22 protein-coding genes are annotated in these 22,821 nt (G+C 61.4%); 15 read left to right on the top strand and 7 right to left on the bottom strand.

Translation table 11 applies throughout. From position 1 onward, the window contains the following. Positions 1-34 precede the first annotated feature (34 nt). Positions 35-2,077: a hydantoinase/oxoprolinase family protein gene (locus tag OEG81_RS15705; RefSeq protein ID WP_264130218.1), complete on the top strand. Its 2,043-nt coding sequence runs from the start codon at positions 35-37 to the stop codon at positions 2,075-2,077. A gap of 12 nt (positions 2,078-2,089) precedes the next feature. Continuing rightward, positions 2,090-3,790, top strand: a complete 1,701-nt coding sequence (locus tag OEG81_RS15700) for a hydantoinase B/oxoprolinase family protein (RefSeq protein WP_264130217.1) — start codon at positions 2,090-2,092, stop codon at positions 3,788-3,790. On the opposite strand, the gene OEG81_RS15695 is transcribed toward OEG81_RS15700, so the two are convergent. The 4 genes from OEG81_RS15695 to OEG81_RS15680 all read right to left on the bottom strand — a co-directional run bounded on the left by OEG81_RS15695 (position 3,787) and on the right by OEG81_RS15680 (position 8,269). After that, positions 3,787-4,635, bottom strand: coding sequence for an IclR family transcriptional regulator (locus OEG81_RS15695; protein ID WP_264130216.1), 849 nt, complete (start codon positions 4,633-4,635; stop codon positions 3,787-3,789). The genes OEG81_RS15700 and OEG81_RS15695 overlap by 4 nt on opposite strands. Beyond that, entirely contained in the window at positions 4,636-5,880 is a 1,245-nt protein-coding gene (locus tag OEG81_RS15690; protein WP_264130215.1) for an amidase, read from the bottom strand. A gap of 16 nt (positions 5,881-5,896) precedes the next feature. After that, complete coding sequence (locus tag OEG81_RS15685) at positions 5,897-6,940, bottom strand: TRAP transporter substrate-binding protein (protein ID WP_264130214.1); 1,044 nt, start codon at positions 6,938-6,940, stop codon at positions 5,897-5,899. A 345-nt stretch (positions 6,941-7,285) separates the two neighbouring features. Continuing rightward, a complete protein-coding gene (locus tag OEG81_RS15680) occupies positions 7,286-8,269 on the bottom strand; it encodes a Bug family tripartite tricarboxylate transporter substrate binding protein (protein ID WP_264130213.1) in 984 nt (327 codons plus the stop codon). Between the two features lie 390 nt (positions 8,270-8,659). Here OEG81_RS15680 and OEG81_RS15675 point away from each other — a divergent pair, with 390 nt between their 5' ends. Genes OEG81_RS15675 through OEG81_RS15645 form a run of 7 tightly spaced genes read left to right on the top strand, consistent with a single transcriptional unit; the run spans position 8,660 to position 15,103 of the window. Further along, entirely contained in the window at positions 8,660-9,448 is a 789-nt protein-coding gene (locus tag OEG81_RS15675; protein WP_264130212.1) for an IclR family transcriptional regulator, read from the top strand. 54 nt (positions 9,449-9,502) lie between these two features. Further along, complete coding sequence (locus OEG81_RS15670) at positions 9,503-10,789, top strand: aromatic ring-hydroxylating dioxygenase subunit alpha (RefSeq protein WP_264130211.1); 1,287 nt, start codon at positions 9,503-9,505, stop codon at positions 10,787-10,789. Continuing rightward, positions 10,786-11,562 (top strand): SDR family NAD(P)-dependent oxidoreductase, encoded by a 777-nt coding sequence (locus OEG81_RS15665; RefSeq protein ID WP_264130210.1) that lies wholly within the window; start codon positions 10,786-10,788, stop codon positions 11,560-11,562. Before OEG81_RS15670 ends, OEG81_RS15665 begins: the two co-directional genes overlap by 4 nt. A gap of 2 nt (positions 11,563-11,564) precedes the next feature. After that, the gene (locus OEG81_RS15660; RefSeq protein ID WP_264130209.1) at positions 11,565-12,524 is read left to right on the top strand and encodes a dioxygenase; all 960 of its coding nucleotides are present in this window, start codon (positions 11,565-11,567) and stop codon (positions 12,522-12,524) included. Continuing rightward, on the top strand, positions 12,521-13,303 hold the full coding sequence (hpaH, locus tag OEG81_RS15655; RefSeq protein WP_264130208.1) for a 2-oxo-hept-4-ene-1,7-dioate hydratase: 783 nt from the start codon (positions 12,521-12,523) through the stop codon (positions 13,301-13,303). Before OEG81_RS15660 ends, hpaH begins: the two co-directional genes overlap by 4 nt. Before the next feature lie 27 nt (positions 13,304-13,330). Further along, complete coding sequence (locus tag OEG81_RS15650; protein WP_264130207.1) at positions 13,331-14,287, top strand: PDR/VanB family oxidoreductase; 957 nt, start codon at positions 13,331-13,333, stop codon at positions 14,285-14,287. A 24-nt stretch (positions 14,288-14,311) separates the two neighbouring features. Next, positions 14,312-15,103 (top strand): HpcH/HpaI aldolase family protein, encoded by a 792-nt coding sequence (locus OEG81_RS15645; protein WP_264130206.1) that lies wholly within the window; start codon positions 14,312-14,314, stop codon positions 15,101-15,103. Between the two features lie 17 nt (positions 15,104-15,120). Here the strand turns inward: OEG81_RS15645 and OEG81_RS15640 are convergent, their stop codons facing one another. From OEG81_RS15640 to OEG81_RS15630, 3 genes are all read right to left on the bottom strand, one after another. After that, positions 15,121-15,300 carry a hypothetical protein gene (locus tag OEG81_RS15640; protein ID WP_264130205.1) on the bottom strand — a complete coding sequence of 60 codons (180 nt, stop codon included), beginning with the start codon at positions 15,298-15,300 and terminating at the stop codon, positions 15,121-15,123. Between the two features lie 36 nt (positions 15,301-15,336). After that, positions 15,337-16,530 (bottom strand): MFS transporter, encoded by a 1,194-nt coding sequence (locus OEG81_RS15635; RefSeq protein WP_264130204.1) that lies wholly within the window; start codon positions 16,528-16,530, stop codon positions 15,337-15,339. 99 nt (positions 16,531-16,629) lie between these two features. Next, entirely contained in the window at positions 16,630-17,685 is a 1,056-nt protein-coding gene (locus tag OEG81_RS15630) for a LacI family DNA-binding transcriptional regulator (RefSeq protein WP_264130203.1), read from the bottom strand. A 241-nt stretch (positions 17,686-17,926) separates the two neighbouring features. On the opposite strand from OEG81_RS15630, the gene OEG81_RS15625 reads away from it, so the two are divergent. From OEG81_RS15625 to OEG81_RS15600, 6 genes are all read left to right on the top strand, one after another. Continuing rightward, entirely contained in the window at positions 17,927-18,610 is a 684-nt protein-coding gene (locus tag OEG81_RS15625; protein WP_264130202.1) for an amino acid ABC transporter permease, read from the top strand. Between the two features lie 4 nt (positions 18,611-18,614). Further along, on the top strand, positions 18,615-19,286 hold the full coding sequence (locus tag OEG81_RS15620) for an amino acid ABC transporter permease (RefSeq protein ID WP_264130201.1): 672 nt from the start codon (positions 18,615-18,617) through the stop codon (positions 19,284-19,286). Between the two features lie 11 nt (positions 19,287-19,297). Further along, positions 19,298-20,026, top strand: a complete 729-nt coding sequence (locus OEG81_RS15615) for an amino acid ABC transporter ATP-binding protein (RefSeq protein ID WP_264130200.1) — start codon at positions 19,298-19,300, stop codon at positions 20,024-20,026. Between the two features lie 59 nt (positions 20,027-20,085). Beyond that, the gene (locus OEG81_RS15610) at positions 20,086-20,883 is read left to right on the top strand and encodes a transporter substrate-binding domain-containing protein (protein ID WP_264130199.1); all 798 of its coding nucleotides are present in this window, start codon (positions 20,086-20,088) and stop codon (positions 20,881-20,883) included. Positions 20,884-20,958: 75 nt separating this feature from the next. Continuing rightward, entirely contained in the window at positions 20,959-21,498 is a 540-nt protein-coding gene (locus OEG81_RS15605; protein WP_264130198.1) for a VOC family protein, read from the top strand. 48 nt (positions 21,499-21,546) lie between these two features. Continuing rightward, positions 21,547-22,818, top strand: a complete 1,272-nt coding sequence (locus OEG81_RS15600; protein WP_264130197.1) for a ribulose-bisphosphate carboxylase large subunit family protein — start codon at positions 21,547-21,549, stop codon at positions 22,816-22,818. Positions 22,819-22,821 lie beyond the last annotated feature (3 nt).

Raw genomic sequence — 22,821 nt, 5'->3', positions numbered from 1 at the left:
CCCAGATCATATGTCTGTTTAGAGGAAAATCAGAATGATAGAAATTGGAGTGGATATCGGCGGAACGTTTACCGATATCGTATGCAGGGAGGGCGGCAAGCCGCTACATGTGGCCAAGGTTCCTACATCGCGGCCCGATCCCAGCCAGGCGGTATTGAATGCGATCGGATCCCTATGTCAGGAATGGGGGGTGACTCCTGAAGGTATACGGCGCTTCATTCACGGGACCACCGTTGCCACCAACGCGGTTATCGAGCGCCGCGGCCCGCGCACCGGGCTGATCGCCACCAAAGGATTCAAGGATATCCTGGAGCTGGGACGCCAGATGAGAACCTCCGTCTACTCTGTCAGGCTCCAGCCGGAGGTTCCTTCTTTCCTCGCGCCGGGCGAGTTTCGTGCCGAGGTTCCCGAGCGCATCTCCGCAAGCGGCCAGGTCGTGACTGAATTGGATGAGGCCGCGCTGACGGAGGCAGTGGCATCTTTGGTCGACAAGGGTGTGGAAAGCATAGCCATTTGCTTCCTGTTCTCTTTTCTTAATCCGGTGCATGAGCGCAGGGCGGCAGAACTGATCAGGGAAACCTATCCGGGTCTTGACGTCTCGATATCGTCTGAAGTGGATCCTACCTTCCGCGAGTACGAGCGCACTGTCGTCACGACATTGGACGCCTACATCAAGCCTGTGGTGAACACCTATCTATCGGATCTGGAATCCGGATTGGCGCAGGGCGGCGTTGCCGCCAAGTTGCAGATCATGCAGTCGCGGGGCGGCATTTCGCTGGCTGGCATCGCACGGCAGCGCCCGGTCAGGCTGTTCCTTTCGGGGCCGGCGGCGGGGGTGATCGGCGCACAGCGCATGGGGACAATGGAAAACATCGACAGCATCATCAGCGTCGATATAGGCGGCACAAGCTCGGATATCGCGTTGATCCGCGCGGGGGAGCCCTTGATCCGCTCCCAGGGATTGGTTGCGGGATACCAGGTGCGGGTTCCCATGGTGGATGTAAACGCCATCGGCGCCGGCGGGGGAAGCATGGCCTGGATAGACGGGGCAGGCGGGTTGCGGGTTGGTCCACGGTCCGCAGGCTCCGTGCCCGGTCCGGCGTGCTATGGCCAGGGAGGAACCGAGCCCACTGTGGCTGATGCGTCCATCGTCCTGGGCTATATCGATCCGAACTACTTTGCCGGCGGCCGGTTCCAGCTGAAACCCGAACTGGCGCATTCGGTTATTGCCGAGAAGGTCGCCGAGCCATTGGGAATCTCCGTCCGCGATGCGGCGCTGGGCATACACCGAGTCGTGGCCGCCCAGATGGTGGAAGGGATCCGGCTGGTCTCCATAAGGCAGGGCTTCGATGCCCGCGAGTTCACCCTGATGCCCTTGGGCGGCAGCGGTGGGATACATATATGCGCCTTGGCGGCCGAGCTGGGTACCTCCCGGATACTTCTGCCCCAGCATCCCGGCGTCCTTTCGGCATTGGGCATGTTGATGGCGCCGGTCGAGCACGAGGTATCAATGGCGTTCCCCACGCCATTGGCTTCCGCGAATCTTGCCGATATCCAGAAAGCCATTGCCGAGCTGGACGCCCAGTGCTCGACCTTGATGTCGCGCGAAACCAAGGACGTGGACCGCGTAACGGTCCAGTACTTTGCCGACGTCTGCTATATAGGACAGGCTCATCACATAGAGGTGCCATTCGAGCTTCGGGTGGACACACTGCTGCAGCTGCGCGAGGGTTTCACGCAAGCCTATAAACGGGTTTTCGGCCATAGCCCCGGAACGGCGGAGAAAATCGTGAACCTGCGTGCGATCCATAGACTGGAGCCCGAGACCGGCGATATGGGGCCCGCATCCATGAAGGGCGGCCCTGATCCGGCGAAGGGTGTGCGCGAGATCTCGGTCATAGGCCATGGAGAGCCCATGGCGGCCAAGGTTTTCGCCCGGCATGACCTTCCGGCAGGCGCGGTGTTCGAAGGGCCGGCCATCCTGGAGCAGCCCGACTCAACCACGATAGTCTACCCGGGCTGGAGCGCGCACGTGCAGGAAAGCGGAAACATCATCCTTACCAAAACCGAAGTGTAATAGGGCGGTCTCATGACACAGCAACTGGATCCCATAACTGTAGAGGTTGTACGCAACAAGCTTGAGGGCATCGCCAATGAGATGCAGATGACCTTGTTCCATTCATCCTTCTCTCCTATCGTGCGCGAAGGCCTGGACGCGTCGGCCAGCCTGTTTACCGTCGATGGGGAAACGCTTGCCCAGGCTGTCGCGATTCCCATACACCTGGCCACGCTGATACCCGTCGTTAAAAGAATCATTCAGGAGTTTCCCCTGGATACCATGCGCGATGGCGATGTCTACATGATGAACGACCCCTATCTTGGGGGAACACATCTGCCCGATATCGGTATTGTGATGCCGATCTTCTGCCAAGGCGAGCTTGTTGCCTTCAGCGGCTCGATGACACACCATCAGGACATCGGCGGAATGACCGCTGGATCGGTGCCGACCAATGCCACCGAGGTATTCCAGGAAGGGTTGAGGCTTCCCCCGTTGAAGTTGCGCAGCGGGTCTGAAATGAACGAGAGCATCGTAAAGATCATGCGCTTGAACAGCCGCATACCGGATGTGTTCATCGGCGACATCCATGCACAGATATCAGCATGCACCATCGGTCTTAATCGCCTGAAGGACTTGTCGGAAAAGTTCAGTGCCGGCCTGCTCCGCAGGATATTCAGCGACCTGCTGGACCGGTCGGAGCGCATGACGCGCGATGCGCTTCTGGCCATGCCGGAAGGAACCTATCATTACGTCGATCATAATGATAATGACGGCATAGAACTCGACAAGCGGATCAGGATAGAGGTGGCCGTTACCATCAAGGACGGCCGGTTCCATTGCGATTTCACCGGATCCAGCCCACAAGTCCGCGGGCCGTTCAACGTGGTGCCTTCGGGGTCCATGGCGGCGGCCTACTTTGCAAGCCGGGTCATAACTGGCGCCGACATCCCCACCAACGGCGGCTGCTTCAGGCCTGTCTCCCTGCACCTGCCTTCGGGCAGCATTGTGAATCCATTGGAGCCGGCGCCGGTAAATGCAAGGACGGCTACCATCAAACGTGTAACAGGAGTCATCCTTGGGGCGCTTCGGCAAGTTGTGCCTGAAGCCATTGGCGCCGACGCGGCGGGAGAAATGTTGCTGCTTTCCTTCGGTGGGCACACACCGGACGGCAAGGCGTTCGTGGTTGGAGAGCTGATCGCGGGCGGTAGTGGAGCGGGCCATGATGGCGATGGAGTCGATGTCATCGAAACCGACGCGACGAACTGCATGAATTTGCCGGTCGAGGCGCTGGAGTCGGATGCTCCGATCCGCGTGCATCAATCCGCGCTGCAGATCGACTCGGGCGGTGCGGGCCAGCAACGTGGCGGTTTGGGCATCGTGCGCGAATACGAGATACTGGAAGGCGAGATCAGCTTTACCCATCGGGGAGAGCGGCATTATTGCGCTGCCTCGGGGGCGAACGGAGGTTCGTCGGGCGCGTTGGCGGAAACCATCATTGCGCGTGCGACGGGAGCGAAAGAGATCGTTCCCTCCAAGCTGGTGACTACCTTGTTCAAGGGCGACCGCATACTGATCAAGACGGCGGGCGGCGGAGGCTATGGCGATCCGGGGTTGCGTCAGCAAGAGTTGCTGGAGGCAGATGTCCGTAACGGAAAAATCAGCAAGGAAGCTGCGGCTACGCTGTACGCCTCGCATCTTTCAGCGAACGCAGCAGGCGGCAGCGGCAACTAGCTTACTGATGGCGGCGCTTTGCCCGCACCGATGGCGAAGGGTTCCAGCTCGGCCGGGCTGGGATCCCGGACCGATATCAGCCGGGCCGTTTCAATGACCAGAGGAGCCAGCTGGCGCCGCAGATCGGAAAGGCTCCAGCGCGTTTCGGGAGCCGATATCGAAACCACTCCTATCGGTACGCCGCTGGTGTCGAGCACCGCCGCGCTGACGTTCATGTCGCCGGCATAGTATTCGCCATTGGCATATGCATAGCCCGACTCGGCAGCTTCGTTGCACAACTCGAGAAGCTGGTCGATGTCGGTGACGGTCGTGTGGGTATAGGGCACCCGTTCCGACGCCTCCAGTATTTCCTTGCGTTGCTGAACGGGCAGGCGGGACAGGTAAGCCCTGCCCGCGGAGGTGCAATACATGGGCAGCCGGCGGCCCAATGGCATGTGGACCGGGGTCCTTCTACTGGTGGGAAAGCGTCCGACATAGACCATATCGCTGCAGTCGGGCTCTGAATAATTGACGGTCTCTCCACAGGTAAGGTTCAGGTCGAGCAGGAAAGGGTTTGCGCGCTCTACGTTCTGGTTGACCAGCAGATAGCGATACCCCAATGCCAGCGTTGAGACGCGCAAGGAATACCGCTTGTTGACCGGGTGCTTCTGCAGGTAGCCCAATGCCTCGAGGGTGTAAGTGAAACGTTGTGCGGCGCTGCGGCTAATGCCTGTTGCCTTGGCTATGTCCGACAGATTCATGGTGCGCATGTCGGGACTGAATGCCAAGAGAATGGCCAGGCCCTTTTCAAGCGATTGGTTGAATAAGCCATTCCCGCTGTGATCGTTATTTTTTTTTGCAGACACTTATATCCATCCGTAGGGAAAACCGGCATGCGTTCCGGCATGCCCGGGTGTATGTTCAGGATCGCTGGTCACATACCCTTCCATTTTAGCAAACAACCGTTCGGTATCCGCCTCCTGCAAGCTACATGCCAGGTTCAGTAATGTAAGGTCGGATCCGGGCGGCCCCATGATAGAAAGCCCGAATGGGGCATGGTCGAGCCTGGCCGCTGGAAGGGTGATTTGCGGCATTCCCGCAATGCTGGCGGCGCAGTTCAATTCGATCAGGCTCTGGCGGTGCTCGATCAAGCTCGCCTCGGCGGACGTTCTCAAAGGGGCTACATCATGTGTCGTAGGCAACACAACCACCGTGTCTGGCCCGACATGGTGCAGCAGCCGGATCGCCAACGCTTCAATATGCTTGCGTGCCGCTTGTGCCTCGCCCTTGGTGATGGAGCGGGCATACGCAATGCGCTTACCAAGGCTTGCACCCAGAAAGGGATCCATCCCGCGCAGCATTGGTACCAAACAGTCCCTGATTTCCGCCGCTTGGTAGACGCGAAACACCGCTGCGGCATCCCGCATGCCTTGAGCGCCCGGGAACAGTGGTAGCTGTTCCGTTCTGGCAGCGTTCCTGGCTAGAAATGCCACCTGCGGTTCCAGCGCTTCCCTGTGCCGGACCGATATCTTGCCAAAGGCATCCTCGGCGATGAGCAGCCGCGAGTAGGCCCATGCAGGCCGGACTGGCAATAGTGTGCGGCCGATTGCCCGAAGCAGGCGCGCATCGCGGGCCATGAAGCCCACCGTGTCCATGCTTGGAGCCAGAGGCATGACGCCTTCCATCGGTATGGCGCCGTGCGTGGGCCGCATTCCAAATAGCCCGGTAAAGGCGGCTGGAATGCGAACCGAGCCCCCTGTGTCCGTGCCCAGTGCGAAGTCGGCGAATCCTTGTGCCACCACCGAGGCGGAGCCGCAGGATGAGCCACCGACCAGGCGCTGGGGGGCGGCGGGATTGATTGGCGCTCCGTAGTGGGGATTGTCTCCCGCAGCGCTCCAGGCGAACTCATCGGTAATTGTTTTGCCGCGAAAAACGGCCTCTTCTTCCAACAGGCGAGTGACCGCCACTGCGTTTCTATCGCTCACTTTCTGGCGACGGGCCCACTCGGGATTGCCGCAACCGGTAGTCCAGCCCTTGACATCGATGTTGTCCTTCACTGCGAAGGCAAGGCCGGAGAGAAGCTTGCCTTGCGTGTTGGGGCTGGCTGGCACGGCGCGGCGTCCTTGCTTAGCCGTTTCGAAGCTTCATCAGTGCATCTTCCATGCGTTTTTGCACTTTTTCCGCGTCTCCGCCGACCTGGACGGCGCGTGCTCGCCACGCTTCGATGGCTGCCCGACTGAGTTTTTCGCGGTCCTCGGCGGAGAAATCAGGCAGGCGTTCCACTTTATGCTCCTTGGCCCAATCCAGGTGGCGTTGCTCTTGCTGGCAGTCAGTGCTCGCGTCGGCGGCCCATTTTTTCCTGTGCTCGTCCGACGTTTTACGCACGATTTCCTGCAAGTCGGCGGGCAGGGCTTTGAATGCGCGCTCGCTGATGCCGATGCCTTGCACCACTGGCACGGGTTGCAGCAAGGAGAAGTATTTGGCATCTTCCGCGAGGGACAGGGTGCGAAGGGCTTCGGGATAGTGCACGATGGCATCGATCATGCCGGTCTTGAAAGCCAGGTATATGTCGTTCTGCGGGACTACCGTGCCGACCACATCGAGCGCACGCAGGGAGTTGACCTGTTGAGCCTCCCAAACGCGCACGCGCTTCCCCTTCAGGGAATCCATGGTATTGAACTTTTCCTTCCCAATGATTGCGATATGGCAGGTGGACGTCGGCCACATGCTGGCAATATTGATGTTCCACTCCGAATAGAGATCGGCATAGGCCGCATAGGCGGCAGGAAGGATGTCAAGGAACTCTGCGCGCGTGTTGAAAACCATCTGAGGCAGAACCAGCGGCAGCGCCGGTTGGGTGCGGCCATAGTAGCCCGCATAGATATAGCTGCTTTCGACCAGACCATTCTTCAAGGCGCCAAGCATATCGCTCTCTTTGAAACCAAGCGAACCGCCGGGATAGACCTTGACCTGGAGCCTTCCCTTGGCGGCTTCGTTGATCATGTTGGCCCAATCCGTTTCAAGCTTGAAGACATCGCGATCGGCGGTATGCGCCGTGTAGTAGCGCCACTCAATGGGCTTTTCTTGCGCAAATGCGGCGCTGCTTGCGCCGATTGCGGCCACCGCAAGCAATAGGCCTGGCATAAGGTTTTGCTTCATAAAGCGTTTCATTGTCTGCTCCTTGTATTTATCGGTGTGTCCGACTTTTTCCGCCTGATGGAAGACGTGTAAGTAGAATGGTAGGGTATATCGATTATCGGGTCAATACTATCGATAATCGATAGTATGGTGGTTGAACAGGCAGGAGAACAGGGTGATGCTCGTTCCAGGGCGAGCGCGTGCGCGACCACTGCGAAGCATGCGCGAGGCTGTTCGGGCTCCCGATGGCGGACTAGCTAATTCGAAGGGGAAATACGGGGGATCTGTTCGAGAAGGAGGGAAGAGTGTTGGCCGTACCTTGACGGAGCCGCTGTCCGGCTGGCTGGGGCATGTGCGAGGCACGCCCCAGCCCCATGCTTATTGAGCGCTGATCCCGCGCGCTTTGATGAGGCGGCCGAGCGCCTGGTGTTCTTTGTTCAGGTAGGCGGTGAAATCTTCCTGAGTGCTCATTACCGGTTCAGCGTTCAGCTGCTCAAGCCGGGCAAGCACATCCGGAGCCTTGAGGGCTTGGGCAAACTCGCTGTGAATGCGTGCAACGATGTCCGGTGGAGTGCCGCTGGGCACGAACAGGCCCGTCCATTGCTGGGGTTTGAAATCGGGAACCCCCGCCTCGGCGAAGGTCGGCACATCGGGCAGTTGCGTCAACCGCTTTTCGCTGGTTACCGCCAGCGCGCGCAATTTTCCGGATGCCGCCTGGGGCGCGGCAAGCGTGCTGGAAATAAGCAGGGCCTGGATATGGCCTCCCAGAAGGTCCGTTATCGCGGGACCGCCTCCCTTGTATGGCACGTGCGGCACATCCATGCCCACGATTTCCTTCAGGACCTCGAAGGACAAATGGTTGCTGGTGCCCACGCCGGGGCTGCCGTAGCTTACGTTCTCTCCCGGCGTTTTGGCATAGGCGACGAATTCCTTTACCGTCTTTGCCGGCACCTTATTGTTCACCAGCATGACCAGCGGAATGCGCGCAAGCATGCTTACCGGCGCCAGATCCTTGAAGGTGTCGTACGGCAGGTTGGGCATCAAGTGCGGATTGGCGGGTACGCTGTCGGCGCTGACGAGGATCGTATAGCCGTCGGCGGGCGATTTCGCGAGCACGCCCTCGGCGACCGTGCCGCCTGCGCCGGGACGGTTTTCCACCACCACCGGCTGTCCGAACCCTTTCTGCAATTCCGGTTGCAGAGCGCGTGCGATCAGGTCCGTCAGCCCGCCCGGAGCGAAACTGACCAGAATGCGGATGGGTTTGGAGGGATAATCCTGCGCGGCGGCGGGTGCAGCGGCCAGGGCGCAAAGAGTCGCAGCCGCGACCGCGCCCGTACATCGCAGGAATTTGCGTTTGAACATGATGTCTCCTGTGGGGTGATGCCTTATCAACAAAATAAGACATATTGTCCGTATGGCGGACAGCTGTTCGTATTTTCGTGGTGTTAAGTCCACAGTGGCAACAGGGTTTTCCCGTAAATTGGCGACAGTGAGGTTAAAAACCAACGGGTGGTGCCACAGCCATGTCCTTGGAAGAGAAATGCCCGCCGTTTTGCCTTGAATCAATATTTAGCGTTTTTTCCCAGGAAATCTGTCCGCCCGAGGCTGTTTATCCCGTGGGATTCTTCTATGATCCCAAGGCATGGCGGCGAGGGGCTGTTCGGACCGGTCCGGGCGAGCAAGCCGCTGCGCCATCATTCAGTGTCAGGGATTTGTCACTCCCGCGCCACCTGTAATCTACTTTGAAAGCGTATGGAACAAGAACAGAAAGCAAAGGACAAGCAATCGGAAAAGAGCGGCGAAGGCGTGCGGGCGGTGGACCGGGCGCTGGATGTGCTTGCCGCTTTTGAGCCGGGCGACAGCGAACTGCTGGTGGCCGATCTGGTCAAGCGCGTCGGCCTGAGCCGGCCCACCCTGTACCGTTTGCTGCACACGTTGGAAAGCAAGGGTTTTGTCGCATCGTCGGGCGAGCCCCAGCGTTTCCGGCTCGGGCCTGCTGTGGCGCGCCTGGCGCATGTCTGGAGCAGCACCCTGGACCTTAGCGAGATCGCTCGGCCCGTGATGGCCGAAGCATGGGCCTTGACCGCCGAGACCGTTGCGTTGTTCGTGCCCCGTGGCGACATGCGGCTCTGCGTTGCGGAAATGCAGAGCCCGCAGCCTATCAGTTTCCGGCGCGGGGTAGGCTACAGCGAGAAGCTGGTCCGAGGAGCCAGTGGCCGGGCCATTCTGGCGTTTACGCCTTTGAAGCCGGGCCAACTGGAAGCCTATGCGGCGGGAACCAACGCCGACCTGGGCTGGCTGACCGACCAGCTCAGGGTGACGCGCGAACGCGGCTATGCCATGGGCCACAACGAACTGATACAGGGAGCGTACGCCGTCGCGGCGCCTTTCTTCGATCGTAGCGGAACGGTGGCGGGCTCATTGGGTGTCTTCGGACCGGACGTTCGGCTTACGGAAGCAAGGATGCACGAGTTCGGCCTGGCGCTTTGCGGAATGGCGGATCAGCTGACGAAGAACCTGGGAGGCATGCCGCCCTCTTGACCTTGCCAACGTCTGTCCGTAGAATGAACTCGTTTATCACCAAATGGACAGACTATGAAGGACATGATGAAGACGCTGGTGCGGACCGATCCGGGTACGCCGACCGGCACGCTCTTGCGCCGTTTCTGGATACCCATCCTCCTTTGCAGCGAGATCGCGGAAGCCGATTGTCCGCCGGTCCGCGTGCAGATATTGGGTGAAAAGCTGCTTGCCTTCCGCGATACCCAGGGTCGGCCGGGCCTCATCAGCGAGTTCTGCTCGCATCGGGGCGCATCGCTCTATTTCGGACGCAATGAGGATAATGGCATCCGCTGCAGCTATCATGGCCTGAAGTTCGATATCGAAGGCAAGTGCGTGGATGTTCCGCAAGCGCCGCAGATATGCGAAAAGATGTCCATCGCTGGCTATCCCTGTATGGAGCGTGCGGGAATCGTGTGGGCTTACATGGGGCCGAAGGACAAGCAGCCGGAGGGGCCCGGCGTGGAATGGGCGAATCTGCCGGACAGTCACGTGTTCGTGTCCAAGCGGATGCAGGAATGCAATTACATGCAGGCCATGGAAGGCGGCATCGATACCAGCCATGTCTCCTTCGTGCATAAGTTCGAAGTGGACAACGATCCCTTCCATCAGGGCACCAAGGCCAATGAATACATCAAGAAAGACGGCAACGTCACTTTCGAGATCGAGAGGCATGACGGGGGCCTGACGCTGTTCGGGCGCCGCAATGGCGAGGTCGACTCATATTATTGGCGCGTCACCCAATGGATCTTCCCCTGGTACAACCTGATACCGCCGTTCGGCGACCATGCTTTGGGCGGTCATGTGTGGGTGCCGATCGATGACCACAACTGCTGGGCCTGGAGCATCAATTTCCGCCCCGACCGGCCCTTGTCGGCCGAAGAGCGCCAGCATCTGGAGGAAGGCCGGGGCGTGCATTGCGAATACGAACCCGGCACCAACGTGCCCGGCGGCACCTGGCGGCCCAAGGCCAACAAGGACAACGATTACCTGATCGACCGGCAGGCGCAGAAAGAGAAACGCTCCTTCAGTGGCGTCTTCGGCTTTGCCGCGCAGGATGCCTCGCTGCAAGAAAGCATGGGGCCGATCCAGAATCACGATGCCGAGAAACTGCTGCCTTCGGACCGGGCGATAGTAATGGCTCGCCGGATGCTGTTCGAAGCGACAGAAGGTTTGCAGCAAGGCAAGGAACCTACTGCCACACAGGCGCGACCCCAGGCCGTCCGGGCGGCCGGCGTCCTGTTGCCGCGTGATCAAAAGCCTCAGGAATGGGCCAGGAAGCATCTGGTCTATGGCGAGGATCAACCGGTGTACTCGATATGAGCGGCCGCCTGAAAGGAAAGGCTGCCCTGATTACCGGCGCCGGCGGCGGTATCGGCGCGGCAACCTCGGCGCTTTTTTGTGCCGAGGGTGCCGCCGTGATGCTGGTGGATCGGGATGCCGAGGCTCTGGAGCGCAGCGCTGCGGACATCCGGCGGAAAACGCCGGGCGCCGCCCTGCAGACACTGGTTGCGGAAGTCGCTGAGCCGGGGGTGGCCGAGCTCGCAGCGGCCCGATGCGCCGAAGCATTCGGCGGAATCGACGTGCTGGTGAACAATGCGGCCATGCGTAATTACTCCGCCTTCGCCGACGCCACGACGCAGGAGTGGCAGGACGTCGTCGGCGTCAACATGATAGGCAATGCCGGATTCTGCCGAGCGGCCCTGCCTTACCTGCGCCGCTCCGGCAAAGGCGCCATCGTCAATGTATCGTCTTGCTATGCCGTCAAGGGTCGCAAGGGGATGGCGTTGTACGACGCGACCAAAGCCGCCATGGTTGCCATGACCCGCACGCTGGCGTTCGAGGAAGCCGAGTCCGGAATCCGGGTCAACGTAGTGTGTCCCGGCTCGACCTTGACCGATTTTCATGTCAACCGGACCAAAGCGGCAGGCAAGAGCGTCGAGGAATTGAAGACGCAGCGCCAGGACACCTCGCTGCTGGGACGCTGGGCCGATCCGGTCGAGATCGCATATCCCATCCTCTGGATGGCTTCGGACGAATCGTCCTTCATCACCGGAACCACCCTGGTGGTGGACGGCGGACTGCATATCAAATAGCCATGATCGTAGAAAATCAGACGGACCTCACCCTTGCGGTGCTGGCCGAAGTAGAGCGCACCCCCGATCCGCGTTTACGCCAGTTGCTTGCATCCGCCGTCCGGCATCTGCATGAATTCGTGCGCGAGACCGAACTGACCGAAGCGGAGTTCCGGCAGATCTGCGGCGTGATCGCCAAGGCGGGCCAATTGACCACGGCGTCTCACAACGAAGTCGTGCTGGCGGCCGGATCGCTTGGTGTGTCGGCTCTGGTGTGCCTGTTGAACAACGGCAAGGGAAAGCCGGATGGAACCACGGCCAACCTGATGGGGCCCTTCTGGCGGAAGGGCTCCCCGGTGACGCCGCAAGGCGGTTCGATCGTGCGCTCGCCGACTCCCGGAGATCCGGTATTCGTCACGGCATGGATACGCGATAACGAGGGCCGGCCGGTACCGGAGGCCGAGGTCGACGTCTGGCATGCGTCGGCCGACGGCTACTACGAGAACCAGGATCCCGAGCAGGCGGACATGAACCTGCGTGGAAAATTCCGTACGGATGCGGATGGCTGCGTGCGCTTTCGCACCGTCAAGCCTTCCGGTTATCCGATACCCGTGGGCGGCCCCGTTGGCGCCTTGATCCGCGCGCAAGGGCGCCACAATATGCGGCCGGCCCATATTCATTTCCTGATCCACAAGCCCGGATACAAGACGCAGTTTTCGCAACTCTATTCCAGCGACGATCCGCATCTGGAGACGGATGTGCAATTCGGCGTGACGCGCGCACTGGTTGGCGATTACGCCGTCCACGAGAACGTCCCCGCTCCCGATGCCGACGTGCAGGGCCGCTGGTATTCGCTGGAACACAGCTTTGTGATCGGGCCCGGCGACGACGCGTTGCCCCCGCCACCCATCACCGGCAAGGCGGAAGGGCCTAGGCCGTCCCTCGTCGTGCTTGAAAGAACGAAACAAGGAGAAACCCCATGATCAGCCAGAAAGAACGGCAGCAGGCCGCCGAAGCCCTTTTCGTAGCAGGCAACAACAGCAAGCCCATTGTCCAGGTCAGCAAGACCTGGCCCAAGATGGAGATCGAGGACTCCTACGCCGTGCAGCAAATGTGGGCGGAGATGCGCATACAGGCGGGTGCGCGCGTGATAGGCCACAAGATCGGCCTGACTTCGCGCGCCATGCAGCGGGCGTCGAAAATGACCGAGCCCGACTACGGCGTCTTGCTGGATGACATGGTTTATGCGGACGGCGCACGCATTCCGGCTGCACGCTTTTCCGCGCCGCGGCTCGAAGTCGAACTGGCCTTCGTGCTGGGCAAGCGCCTGGGCGGCAAGAACGTGACCATATACGACGTGCTCGACGCCACGGCGTACGTGACGCCGGCGATGGAAATCATCGATTACCGCACCGAGGTGCCGAGGGCGATCGTCGATACGATCGCCGACAACGCCGCCGCGGCGGGCATGGTGATCGGGGGCCGTCCTGTACGCCCCATGGACGTCGATCTTCGCTGGTGCGCCGCTACGCTCTCGAAGAACGGCGTCATCGAGGAATCGGGCGTGTCGGCCGCGGTCATGGGCCATCCGGCCATGGGCATCGTATGGCTGGCGAACCGCCTCGCGCGGCACGACATCATGCTGGAGCCGGGTCACATCCTGTTGGCGGGTTCATTCACGCGTCCTGTGGATGTGGCCGCGGGCGACGTGATCCACGCGGACTTCGGGCCCTTGGGCTCGATCGGCGTGTCTTTCTCCTGATCACCATAAACCTGACGACGGAAAGACATGTCTATGATTCAAGTGCAAGTCCGCCGGAAGTCGCTGGAAGCGCAGGACATCGCTTCCTTCGAACTGGTTCGGCCGGATGGGGCGCCGCTGCCCGAGTTCAGCGCCGGCTCCCACATCGATGTGCGGCTGCCCGACGGCATGCTGCGGCAGTATTCGCTGTGCAACGACGATGGCGATAGCCGCCATTATCGTATTGCCGTCCTCAGGGACGCGCAGTCGCGGGGCGGCTCGCGCGCCATGCATGACGCCGTAGGGCAGGGCGATCTGATTGAAATCAGCCCGCCGCGCAATCACTTTCCCTTGGTCGAGGCACAGCGCACACTGTTGTTCGCGGGTGGCATCGGCGTGACGCCGCTGCTGTGCATGGCGCAGCGCCTTGCAAAATCCGGAGCGGATTTCCAGCTTCATTATTGCGTCCGGACTCCGGATCGGACCGCGTTCCGAGACGAGATCGCATCCTCGGGCTTCGCCTCCCGGGTCGGCTTCCATTATGACGATGGGCCTGCTGACCAGCGGCTGGATCTGGCGTCGGTGCTTGCCGGCCCCGGGCCGGATGTGCATGCCTATGTGTGCGGCCCGCAAGGCTTCATCGACCATGTCACGGCCGCCGCCCGCCTTCACGGGTGGAGCGACGAGCAACTGCATGTCGAGTACTTCCAGGCCGCTCCGCTCGATAGCACAGGCGATGGTACTTTCCGTGTCAAAGTCGCCAGCAGCGGGAACGTCTATGACGTCCCGGCCGGCCGGACGGTGGTACAGGTCCTTGGGGAACACGGCATCGACATCCCGGTGTCCTGCGAGCAGGGGATTTGCGGCACGTGCATCACCGGCGTGCTGGACGGCCAGTGCGATCACCGGGACCTTTATTTCACCGATGAGGAGAAGGAGCGCAATGACCGGTTCACGCCCTGCTGTTCGCGTGCCAAGAGCCCGCTGCTTGTCCTCGACCTTTGACCGCCACTTACTCGCATACCGACCATGACGCTACCCTATCCCCGTCCCAACCGATTCCTGGCCAGCCTGTACGAGCGCTCAGTTGCTGCGCAATGGGGACTTTGGTGCAGCATTCCAAGTCCCGTCACCGCCGAACTGTGCGCCGGCGGCGGTTTCGATTGGCTGCTTTTCGACATGGAACACGCACCCGCCGATATCAAGGATATCTATGGAGCCCTTCAGGCGGTATCGGCGTATCCGCTCAGTCCCATGGTGCGGCCGCCTTCGAACGATCCCGTCGCCATCAAGCGGCTGCTGGATATCGGCGTACAGAATCTGCTCATTCCTTTTGTGCAGAATGCGGAGGAAGCGCGGGCCGCGGTGGCCGCAGCCAGCTACCCGCCGGATGGTTTTCGCGGCCTTACACTGACCTCGCGCGCCAATGCGTTCGGCCGAAATCCGGCTTATTTGACGGAAGGAGCGCGGCAGATCGCCATCGTGGTCCAGATCGAGACGCGCGCCGGGCTGGAGAATCTGGAAGAGATTGCCGCGGTAGAGGGGGTGGCGGCCATTTTCCTGGGGCCCTCGGATTTGTCGGCCGATCTGGGCCACCTGGGCAAACCGGAGGCGCCGGAAGTTCGCGAGACCATCCTGGGGGCGGCGGCCCGCTTGCGCGTCGTCGGCAAGCCATGGGGCATTCTGGTCGGATCGGCTGATGCCGCACACTTCTATACTTCGCACGGCGCCAGATTCGTTGCGGCCGGCAGCGACCTTGGGCTCCTGCGCACCTCCAGCGATGTCCTGGCCGCAAGCCTGAGGGCTGCCCCGTCGGCGTGATGGGCGCAGGGGCGGAGTCAGAATCCGCAAAGGGCCATGAAGTTGGCCCATTGCACCCGCATGTCGGGTGACAGGTAGCCTATGAACGCCAGCGCCATGACGGCCAGGACGGCAAGAATGCCGGCGTAGCCCCATGGCCCCCTTTTGGGCAGGGGCGCCTCGGGATTGCTGTGCGAATGAGTGTCGTGCGTCGACATGGCTGAAGCTCCCGGATGACGATCGATGGAACCCCTTCAGGCGGGAAGGGGCACGGCCCGCGCCTGTTCCTTGATGGGCAGGCAAAGAACCGCGGCGGCGACCGCCAGCACGATGCCGGCCCACCAGACCATTGTATAGCTGCCTGTCGTCTGATACACGTAGCCGCCCATCCAGACGCCGATGAAGCTGCCGATCTGGTGGCCCAGGAAGACGATGCCCGACAGGGTGGCGGCATACCGCAGGCCGTATATCTGTCCGATCAGGCCCTGCGTCAGCGGGACGGTGCCCAGCCAGAAGACGCCCATCCATGCGGCAAAGATATAGGCCACCATGGGCGTAAGCGGCATGGAGATCAGGAAAAGGATGCCGAAGGCGCGCAGGAAATAGACGCCGGCCAGCAGCGTCTTCTTGCTTAGCCGTTCCCCCAGCTTGCCCGCATAGAAGCAGCCCACGACGTTGAACAGGCCGATGAAGGCAATGGCTGTCGCGCCGTGGGTGGCGGTAAGTCCGCCATCGATCAGATAGGCGGGCAGATGCAGCGTAATGAATGCGGTGTGGAAGCCGCAGACGGCGTAGCTCCAGAACAGAAAGTGGAATGAGCGATCGGCCACGGCCTGCCGTACGGCTGTTTTCAGGCTGTGTTCTCCCGTCCGGACATCCGGACGGCCTCTTAAAAACACCGACAGCGGCGCGCCGATGGCCACGAACAGCGAAAGCATCCAGAGCGCGCCCGTCCAGTCCATCTGGGAAATCAGCAATTGCCCGGTCGGGACGATGGCGAATTGGCCCAAGGAGCCGCCCGCGCTGGCAATGCCCATGGCGGTGCTGCGGTAGGCGGCCGGAACGGCGCGGGCCACGACCGGCAGGATCACCGGGAAAGTGGTTCCCGCCTGGCCCAGCCCGACCAGCACGCCGGCGGACAGGTACAGCGATAACTCATCGTTCGACAGGCGCATCCCCATCATCCCCAGCGCATACAAGGCCGCCCCGAGCACAATGGTGCGCGCCGAGCCGTAGCGGTCGGCCAGCATGCCGGCGAAGATGCTGCCCATTCCCCAGACCAGGTTCTGGATGGCGAAAGCCATCGAAAATACATCCCGGCCCCAGCCATGGTCGATACCCATGGGCTGCATGAACAGGCCGAAAGTGGCCCGCACGCCCATGGCGAGAAGCACGATGAAGGCGCCCGCATACAGTGTGCGCAGATAGGAGGTCGAGTTGGAGGACATGATGTGCCTGACCCGCGCCCGTGCCGGAAAGGCCGGCGCTTGGTGGTGGAAACGCTGAATAGTAGCACTGGCGCCGCCTGTGCGGCGCAAAGTTTCCGGTCAGGGCAGGTTCTCGTTCAGCACCACGCTGATCTGCATGGATTCGACTCCCGCCATGGCTTCCCGGCCCTCGCGCAGATTGGCGAAAATGCGCACACTGTTCGTGATGGTGGAGTGCAGGTTCTGGTTCAGGATGGCGTCCAGCGAGCCGTCGACCAATAGCGCGCGGGTATCGGGCGTCAGCCCGTGGCCGATGAACACCGTGCTTTGGTCGCGGCCGGTTTCCTTCAGCGCCTGCGCCACGCCGTCGGAAGCGCCGCCTATGTTGTAAATGCCCACCAGGTCGGGGTATTGATCCAGCAATTGCCTGGACTGCCGGTAGTTGGTTTGCGCGTCATCGTGGCCTTCGCGCAGGCCCACCATCCGCAAGGCGGGGAACTTCTCTTCCAGGATATGCTGGAAGCCCATTTCGCGCTCCTCGTGGCCGCGATAGTGCCGGCTGCCCGCGATCATCGCGACCTTGCCCGCGCGCGGCCCGATGAAGCGGCCAAGCAGCAGTCCGGCTGTGCGGCCAGCGGCGCGATTGTCCAGGCCCACATAGGCGGCCCGCCGTGAACTGGACAAGTCCGAGATCAGCGTAATCGTATGGACGTTTTTTTCGGCCAGTGTGTTGACGGCCTCGCGCACCAAAGGATGCTCCAGCGCCATGAAGGCGATGCCGTCGGCGCGCCGGCCTTCGCGCAGCAGATTGTCGACCAGCACTTGCGGATTGAACCCTTCGATGTGGCGGCAGCGGCATTGCACGTTGAACGGCTCCAGCTGTTCGCGCGCAACGTCCACATAGTCACCCAGCATGTTCAGGTAGCGGTTGGTGCCGGCGGGCAGCAGGAAAACCAGCCGCATGGGCTGCGGCCGCAGGGCTTTGTACAGATCGTCCTGAGGCAGGTAGCCCAGGCCGGCGGCGGCTTTGAGCACGGCCTGTACGGTCGCCGGCCGGACGCCGGGGCGGTGATTCAGTACACGGTCTACGGTCGCGGTGGATACGCCGGCCTGCCGGGCGACGTCGGCGATGCCGATACGCGGGGACATGCCGCGCCGCTTGTGTGAATTTTCCATGGGCACGCGGGAACGTTGTTGGGTGGGGGCGGCCAAGCCACTGATGATGGTAATTATTATTACATCAAATTAAATCACAAATAAATTGATCCAATGTGAAGGGTCGTGTTTTTGGCTGCGAAGTGCGTGGTTCTAATGGAAAACCCGTATCATTATTCAATCAAAATACATCATTTAGAATGCTGGACATCCGCAAGGGCGCACGGATACCATGGCGCCAGAGACATAGGTAATGGGCAGAATGATCTACGAATTCGATTTCTCAAGCGTACTGGCGGAATGGCCGCAGTTCCTGGACGGGGCCTGGCTGACCATACAGCTATCGTTTCCGGCGACGGTGTTGGGTCTTTGCATAGGCACGCTCTGTGCCATCGGCCGGCGCAGCTCCGTTCGCCCGCTGTCCCGCGCTTGCGGCTTCTATGTGGAGATCATCCGCAACACGCCGCTGCTGGTGCAGATATTCCTGGTCTTCTTCGGCCTGGCCAGCCTGGGATGGCATGTATCGGCGTTCGGCGCCGCGCTGGTTTCGCTGGTGATCAACGTTGCCGCCTATACCTGCGAAATCATGCGCGCCGGCATGGATTCCATACACGACGGGCAGATCGAGGCGGCCGAATGCCTGGGCCTGACCAAGGCCCAGGTTTACTGGCATGTGATCCTCTTGCCGGCCATGGAGAACGTCTACCCGGCCCTGACCAGTCAATTCGTGTTGCTGATGCTGGCTTCGTCGATTACATCGCAGATCTCGGTCGAGGAGCTGACCGCGGTCGCCAGCCATGTGCAGTCCGATACCTTCCGCCCATTCGAGGCTTATATCCTGGTGGCCGTCGCCTACCTGGCGCTTTCGCTCCTGATGCGCATCGGCATCTGGGCATTTGGACAGATCGTGTTCGCCCGCCGGCGCAAGATCAAGGTAATGGGGTGACGCCATGATATCCAGCGGTTTCAACATCAATCACTTGTACTTCCTGCTGAACGGAGCGCTCTGGACCCTCTGCCTGTCACTGATCGCTTTCATCGGCGGCGGCGTGGCGGGGGGTGTGGTGGCCCTGTGCCGCATCAGCCCGGTCGCCCCCATCCGTTGGCTGGCCTATGTATACGTACAGATCATTCAAGGCACGCCGCTGCTGGTGCTGCTTTTCGTGTCCTATTTCGGGCTGAGCATCGCGGGGCTTACCCTGTCCGGCCTGGTGGCGGCAAGCATATCGATGGTCATCTACGTCAGCGCCTACCTTGGCGAGATATGGCGCGGCTGCATCCAGTCCGTGGCCAGGACTCAATGGGAAGCCGCCGAATGCCTGGCGTTGACGCGGGCCCAGCGCCTGCGGCTGGTCATTTTGCCGCAGGCGGTGCGCATCGCAACGCCGCCCACGGTGGGCTTCATGGTGCAGATCGTCAAGAACACGTCGCTGGCTTCCATCGTGGGCTTCGTCGAGCTGGTTCGCGCGGGGCAGCTGATCAACAACTCGATCTTCCAGCCCTTCCTGATCTATCTCCTGATCGCGGGCATCTACTTCGCGATGTGCTACCCGCTGTCCGCATGGAGCCGCAAGCTGGAAGGGCGGCTGCAATACAAAATGCGCCCGCAGCCGAACACATGAAAGGAAACGAAATGTCGATTGTTGTTGAGCTGGATAACGTCCATAAAAGCTTTGGGACGAATACCGTCCTGAAAGGCGTGTCCTTCGCCGTGCCCAAAGGCCAGGTAGTGGCGATCATCGGGCAGAGCGGTTCGGGGAAAAGCACGGCCCTGCGCTGCATAGACAGGCTGGAAATCATCGATGACGGGCAGATCCATGTTTGCGGCCATCAGGTGCATGGAGCGGATGTGGATCTGCGTGCCTTGCGCACCGACGTGGGCATCGTTTTCCAAAGCTACAACCTGTTCCCGCACCTGACGGTCGAGCAGAACGTGATGCTCGCGCCCCGGGCGGTCAAGAAGAGAACAAAGGCCGAAGCGGCGGAAATCAGCAACCGGGTGCTGCGGCAGGTTGGCCTGCTGGAGAAGGCGCAGTCCTATCCCGAACAGCTTTCGGGCGGCCAGCAGCAGCGCGTCGCGATTGCGCGCTCCCTGGCGATGGAGCCCAAAGTGATGCTGTTCGACGAGGTCACGTCCGCCCTGGATCCCAAGCTGACGGGCGAGGTCCTGCGCGTTATCGAAGCGCTGGCGGCCGACGGCATGACGATGGTGCTGGTCACCCACGAAATGGAATTCGCCGCCAAGGTGGCCGACACCGTCATCTTCATGCATCAGGGCAAGGTCTGGGAGACCGGCCCTGGAAGCATGTTGCGGGATCCCCGAACGCCGGAGCTGAAAGAGTTCCTGGCCTATGGGCTATGAGTGTCGCGGCAGGCGCGCACATCATGATTTTGTATACACGATAACTTACGGAGACAACCATGTCATTGAAGAAAGCACTGTATTTCACGCTCATTGCCGCATGTCTGGGAGCGGTTGCGGGCACCGCCTCGGCGGATGCGCTGTCCGACATCAAGGCCGCCAAGAAGATACGCGTCGGCATCGACCTCGGCGCGCCTTTCTACGGCTATGTCGATGAAAAAATGCAGCCGGTCGGCTCGGATGTCGAAGCGGCGCGCCTGCTGGCGAAAGACCTGGGCGTAGAGCTCGAGATCGTGCAAACGACCAACTCGGCGCGCATCCCCAACCTTTTGTCGAACAAGGCCGACCTGATCATTTCCTCGTTGTCGATCACGCCGGAACGCGCCAAGGCGGTGGATTTCTCGATTCCTTACGGCGCCATCCAGGCCGCCGTGGGCGCGCCTAAAAGCCTGACCCTGAAAGGCATGGACGACCTGGCCGGCAAGGCGGTCGCGGTGACGCGCGGGGGGCCGCAAGACAAGCTGGTCAGCGAAGGGGCGCCCAAGGCCAAGGTCGTCCGTTTCGACGACGAAGCCGCTTCGATCACGGCCGCGGCCACCGGCCAGGCCGATATCGTCGCCATTACGCCGCCCATCATCAAGGCAATCAGCAAGCGCAATCCCGAGCGGGAATTCGAGGTCAAGTTCGTGATCCAGTCCTATCGCCTGGGCGTGGCAATGCGCAAGAACGAGCCCGCACTGAAAGACTGGGTGAACGGCTGGATACGCACGAACCTGAAGAACGGCAAGCTCAACGAGATTCACCTGAAGTACGCCGGTGTGCCGATCCCCGAAGAAATCATCGAAGGGGCCAAGTAGCGCGGCAGGCAGGGCCGTCCCGCGGCCGGGGTTGCCGCGGGCGGATGGATGCGATGTGTTTTATTAGGAGCAGGGATGAGCAAGTTTTTTGGCGAGATCCGCCAATTGGGATATGTCGTCAAGGACATCGAAGCCGCCATGGATTACTGGAGCCGCAGCCTGGGCGTCGGCCCCTGGTATTACAACCCCAAAGTGCCCATTGAAAACTACCAGTATCGGGGCGAGCGCCATGAACCGCACAATTCGGTGGCGCTGGCCAATTCGGGCTTCGTCCAGGTCGAGCTGATCCAGTGCCGCAACGATGTTCCTTCCATGTATCGCGACTTCCTGCGGGCCGGAAATACCGGGCTGCAGCACGTGGCCTACTGGACAGGCAATTACGACGCGGACCTGGATCGGCTGACGGCTCAGGGCTTCCGCCCGGTCATGAGCGGCGAAGTGGGCGAGCGGGGCCGTTTCGTGTACTTCGACACCGAGTACCACCCCGGCACGGTCATCGAGCTGTCGGAAGTGGCCGGCCCCAAGGGCAAGCTGTTCGATCTCATCCGGGCCGAGTCGCAGGGCTGGGACGGCAGCGAGCCCATACGAGCCTTTCCCGACCTTGCCACGCTTTGAGCTTTCGCTGCCCGGCCGCCGCCCAACTTTCGTCTTTGAATTGCCATCATGAGTCCTGACCGTTTTTATGCAAGCTACCTGATCGAAACGCCGGTCGAACCCGCCAAGGTGGCGGAAATCATGGCCGGCGAGCAGTCTTGCGGCACGTTCACGCGGGTTCAGGGCGAAACCGATGAACTGCGGCTGCGTGCCCGGGCCATCGTAGAGAGCGTGGATCTGCTGGACGATGCTCCAGGGCCGGCACTGCCCAATGCCTGGCTGGACCGGCAGGGTACCCGTGGGCCGTGGCGGCGCGCGCGCGTACGGATTTCATTCCCGGTCGAGAATATCGGCGCGAATCTGCCCACGCTGGCCTCCACCGTCGCCGGCAATCTTTACGACCTGGGTGAAACGACGGGGCTGCGGCTGGAAACGCTGCATTTGCCCGCCGAATACCGCAGGCGCTTCGATATGCCTCAAGTCGGCATAGCGGGTACGCGCCGGCTGACCGGCGTGGCCAAAGGGCCTTTGGTCGGAACCATCATCAAGCCCAATGTGGGCCTGTCGCCGGCGCAAACGGCCGATCTGGTCGGCCAACTGTGCCGGGCCGGTGTGGATTTCATCAAGGACGACGAGGTCTGCGCCGACCCGGTCCATGCTCCGCTGGCCGAGCGGGTTCCGGCCGTCATGGCCGTAGTACGCGAGCATCAGCAGCGCACGGGCAAGCCGGTGATGGTGGCCTTCAACATTACCGATGAAACCGACGCCATGCGCCGGCATGCCGATATGGTGGAGCGCGAAGGCGGCACCTGCGTCATGGCCAGTCTGAATGCTTGCGGCTATTCCGCCATCCAGAGCCTGCGCCGTGCCACACCCCTGGCCCTGCATGGCCATCGCAACGGCTATGGCGCCCTGTCGCGCCATCCTTTATTGGGCATTTCCTTCCAGGCCTATCAAACGCTCTGGCGCCTGGCGGGCGTGGACCATATGCACGTACACGGCTTGCAGGGAAAATTCTCGCAAAGCGACGAAGAGGTCGTGGAGTCGGCGCGCGATTGCTATGCCAACCTGGCGGTGGGGCTGGACGATGCGGTCCTGCCCGCCTTCTCATCCGGGCAATGGGCCGGCACCGTGCCGGCTACATGGCGGGCCGTGGGCAACGACGATCTGCTGTTCATGTCGGGCGGAGGCATCCTGGCCCACCCCGACGGGCCCGCCGCCGGGGTGGCCAGCCTGCGGCAGGCCTGGCAGGCCGCAAGCGAAGGGGTCGATCTGGCCGACTATGCAAAAGAGGCGCCGGAACTTCGCCGAGCGCTCGAGTTTTTCGCTCGGAAGGCCTGACGC

Origin of the sequence: Pollutimonas sp. M17, from assembly GCF_025836975.1 — a bacterium.
GTDB lineage: Bacteria > Pseudomonadota > Gammaproteobacteria > Burkholderiales > Burkholderiaceae_B.
Note: the sequence above shows the minus strand (reverse complement) of the source record. Positions and strands in the feature narration are given on the sequence as shown.

Coding starts and splice junctions, on each gene's coding strand:
- OEG81_RS15705 (WP_264130218.1), top strand. CDS start 35: ATGATAGAAATTGGAGTGGATATCGGCGGAACGTTTACCGATATCGTA.
- OEG81_RS15700 (WP_264130217.1), top strand. CDS start 2,090: ATGACACAGCAACTGGATCCCATAACTGTAGAGGTTGTACGCAACAAG.
- OEG81_RS15685 (WP_264130214.1), bottom strand. CDS start 6,940: ATGAAACGCTTTATGAAGCAAAACCTTATGCCAGGCCTATTGCTTGCG.
- OEG81_RS15680 (WP_264130213.1), bottom strand. CDS start 8,269: ATGTTCAAACGCAAATTCCTGCGATGTACGGGCGCGGTCGCGGCTGCG.
- OEG81_RS15675 (WP_264130212.1), top strand. CDS start 8,660: ATGGAACAAGAACAGAAAGCAAAGGACAAGCAATCGGAAAAGAGCGGC.
- OEG81_RS15670 (WP_264130211.1), top strand. CDS start 9,503: ATGAAGGACATGATGAAGACGCTGGTGCGGACCGATCCGGGTACGCCG.
- OEG81_RS15665 (WP_264130210.1), top strand. CDS start 10,786: ATGAGCGGCCGCCTGAAAGGAAAGGCTGCCCTGATTACCGGCGCCGGC.
- OEG81_RS15660 (WP_264130209.1), top strand. CDS start 11,565: ATGATCGTAGAAAATCAGACGGACCTCACCCTTGCGGTGCTGGCCGAA.
- hpaH (WP_264130208.1), top strand. CDS start 12,521: ATGATCAGCCAGAAAGAACGGCAGCAGGCCGCCGAAGCCCTTTTCGTA.
- OEG81_RS15650 (WP_264130207.1), top strand. CDS start 13,331: ATGTCTATGATTCAAGTGCAAGTCCGCCGGAAGTCGCTGGAAGCGCAG.
- OEG81_RS15645 (WP_264130206.1), top strand. CDS start 14,312: ATGACGCTACCCTATCCCCGTCCCAACCGATTCCTGGCCAGCCTGTAC.
- OEG81_RS15640 (WP_264130205.1), bottom strand. CDS start 15,300: ATGTCGACGCACGACACTCATTCGCACAGCAATCCCGAGGCGCCCCTG.
- OEG81_RS15635 (WP_264130204.1), bottom strand. CDS start 16,530: ATGTCCTCCAACTCGACCTCCTATCTGCGCACACTGTATGCGGGCGCC.
- OEG81_RS15630 (WP_264130203.1), bottom strand. CDS start 17,685: ATGGAAAATTCACACAAGCGGCGCGGCATGTCCCCGCGTATCGGCATC.
- OEG81_RS15625 (WP_264130202.1), top strand. CDS start 17,927: ATGATCTACGAATTCGATTTCTCAAGCGTACTGGCGGAATGGCCGCAG.
- OEG81_RS15620 (WP_264130201.1), top strand. CDS start 18,615: ATGATATCCAGCGGTTTCAACATCAATCACTTGTACTTCCTGCTGAAC.
- OEG81_RS15615 (WP_264130200.1), top strand. CDS start 19,298: ATGTCGATTGTTGTTGAGCTGGATAACGTCCATAAAAGCTTTGGGACG.
- OEG81_RS15610 (WP_264130199.1), top strand. CDS start 20,086: ATGTCATTGAAGAAAGCACTGTATTTCACGCTCATTGCCGCATGTCTG.
- OEG81_RS15605 (WP_264130198.1), top strand. CDS start 20,959: ATGAGCAAGTTTTTTGGCGAGATCCGCCAATTGGGATATGTCGTCAAG.
- OEG81_RS15600 (WP_264130197.1), top strand. CDS start 21,547: ATGAGTCCTGACCGTTTTTATGCAAGCTACCTGATCGAAACGCCGGTC.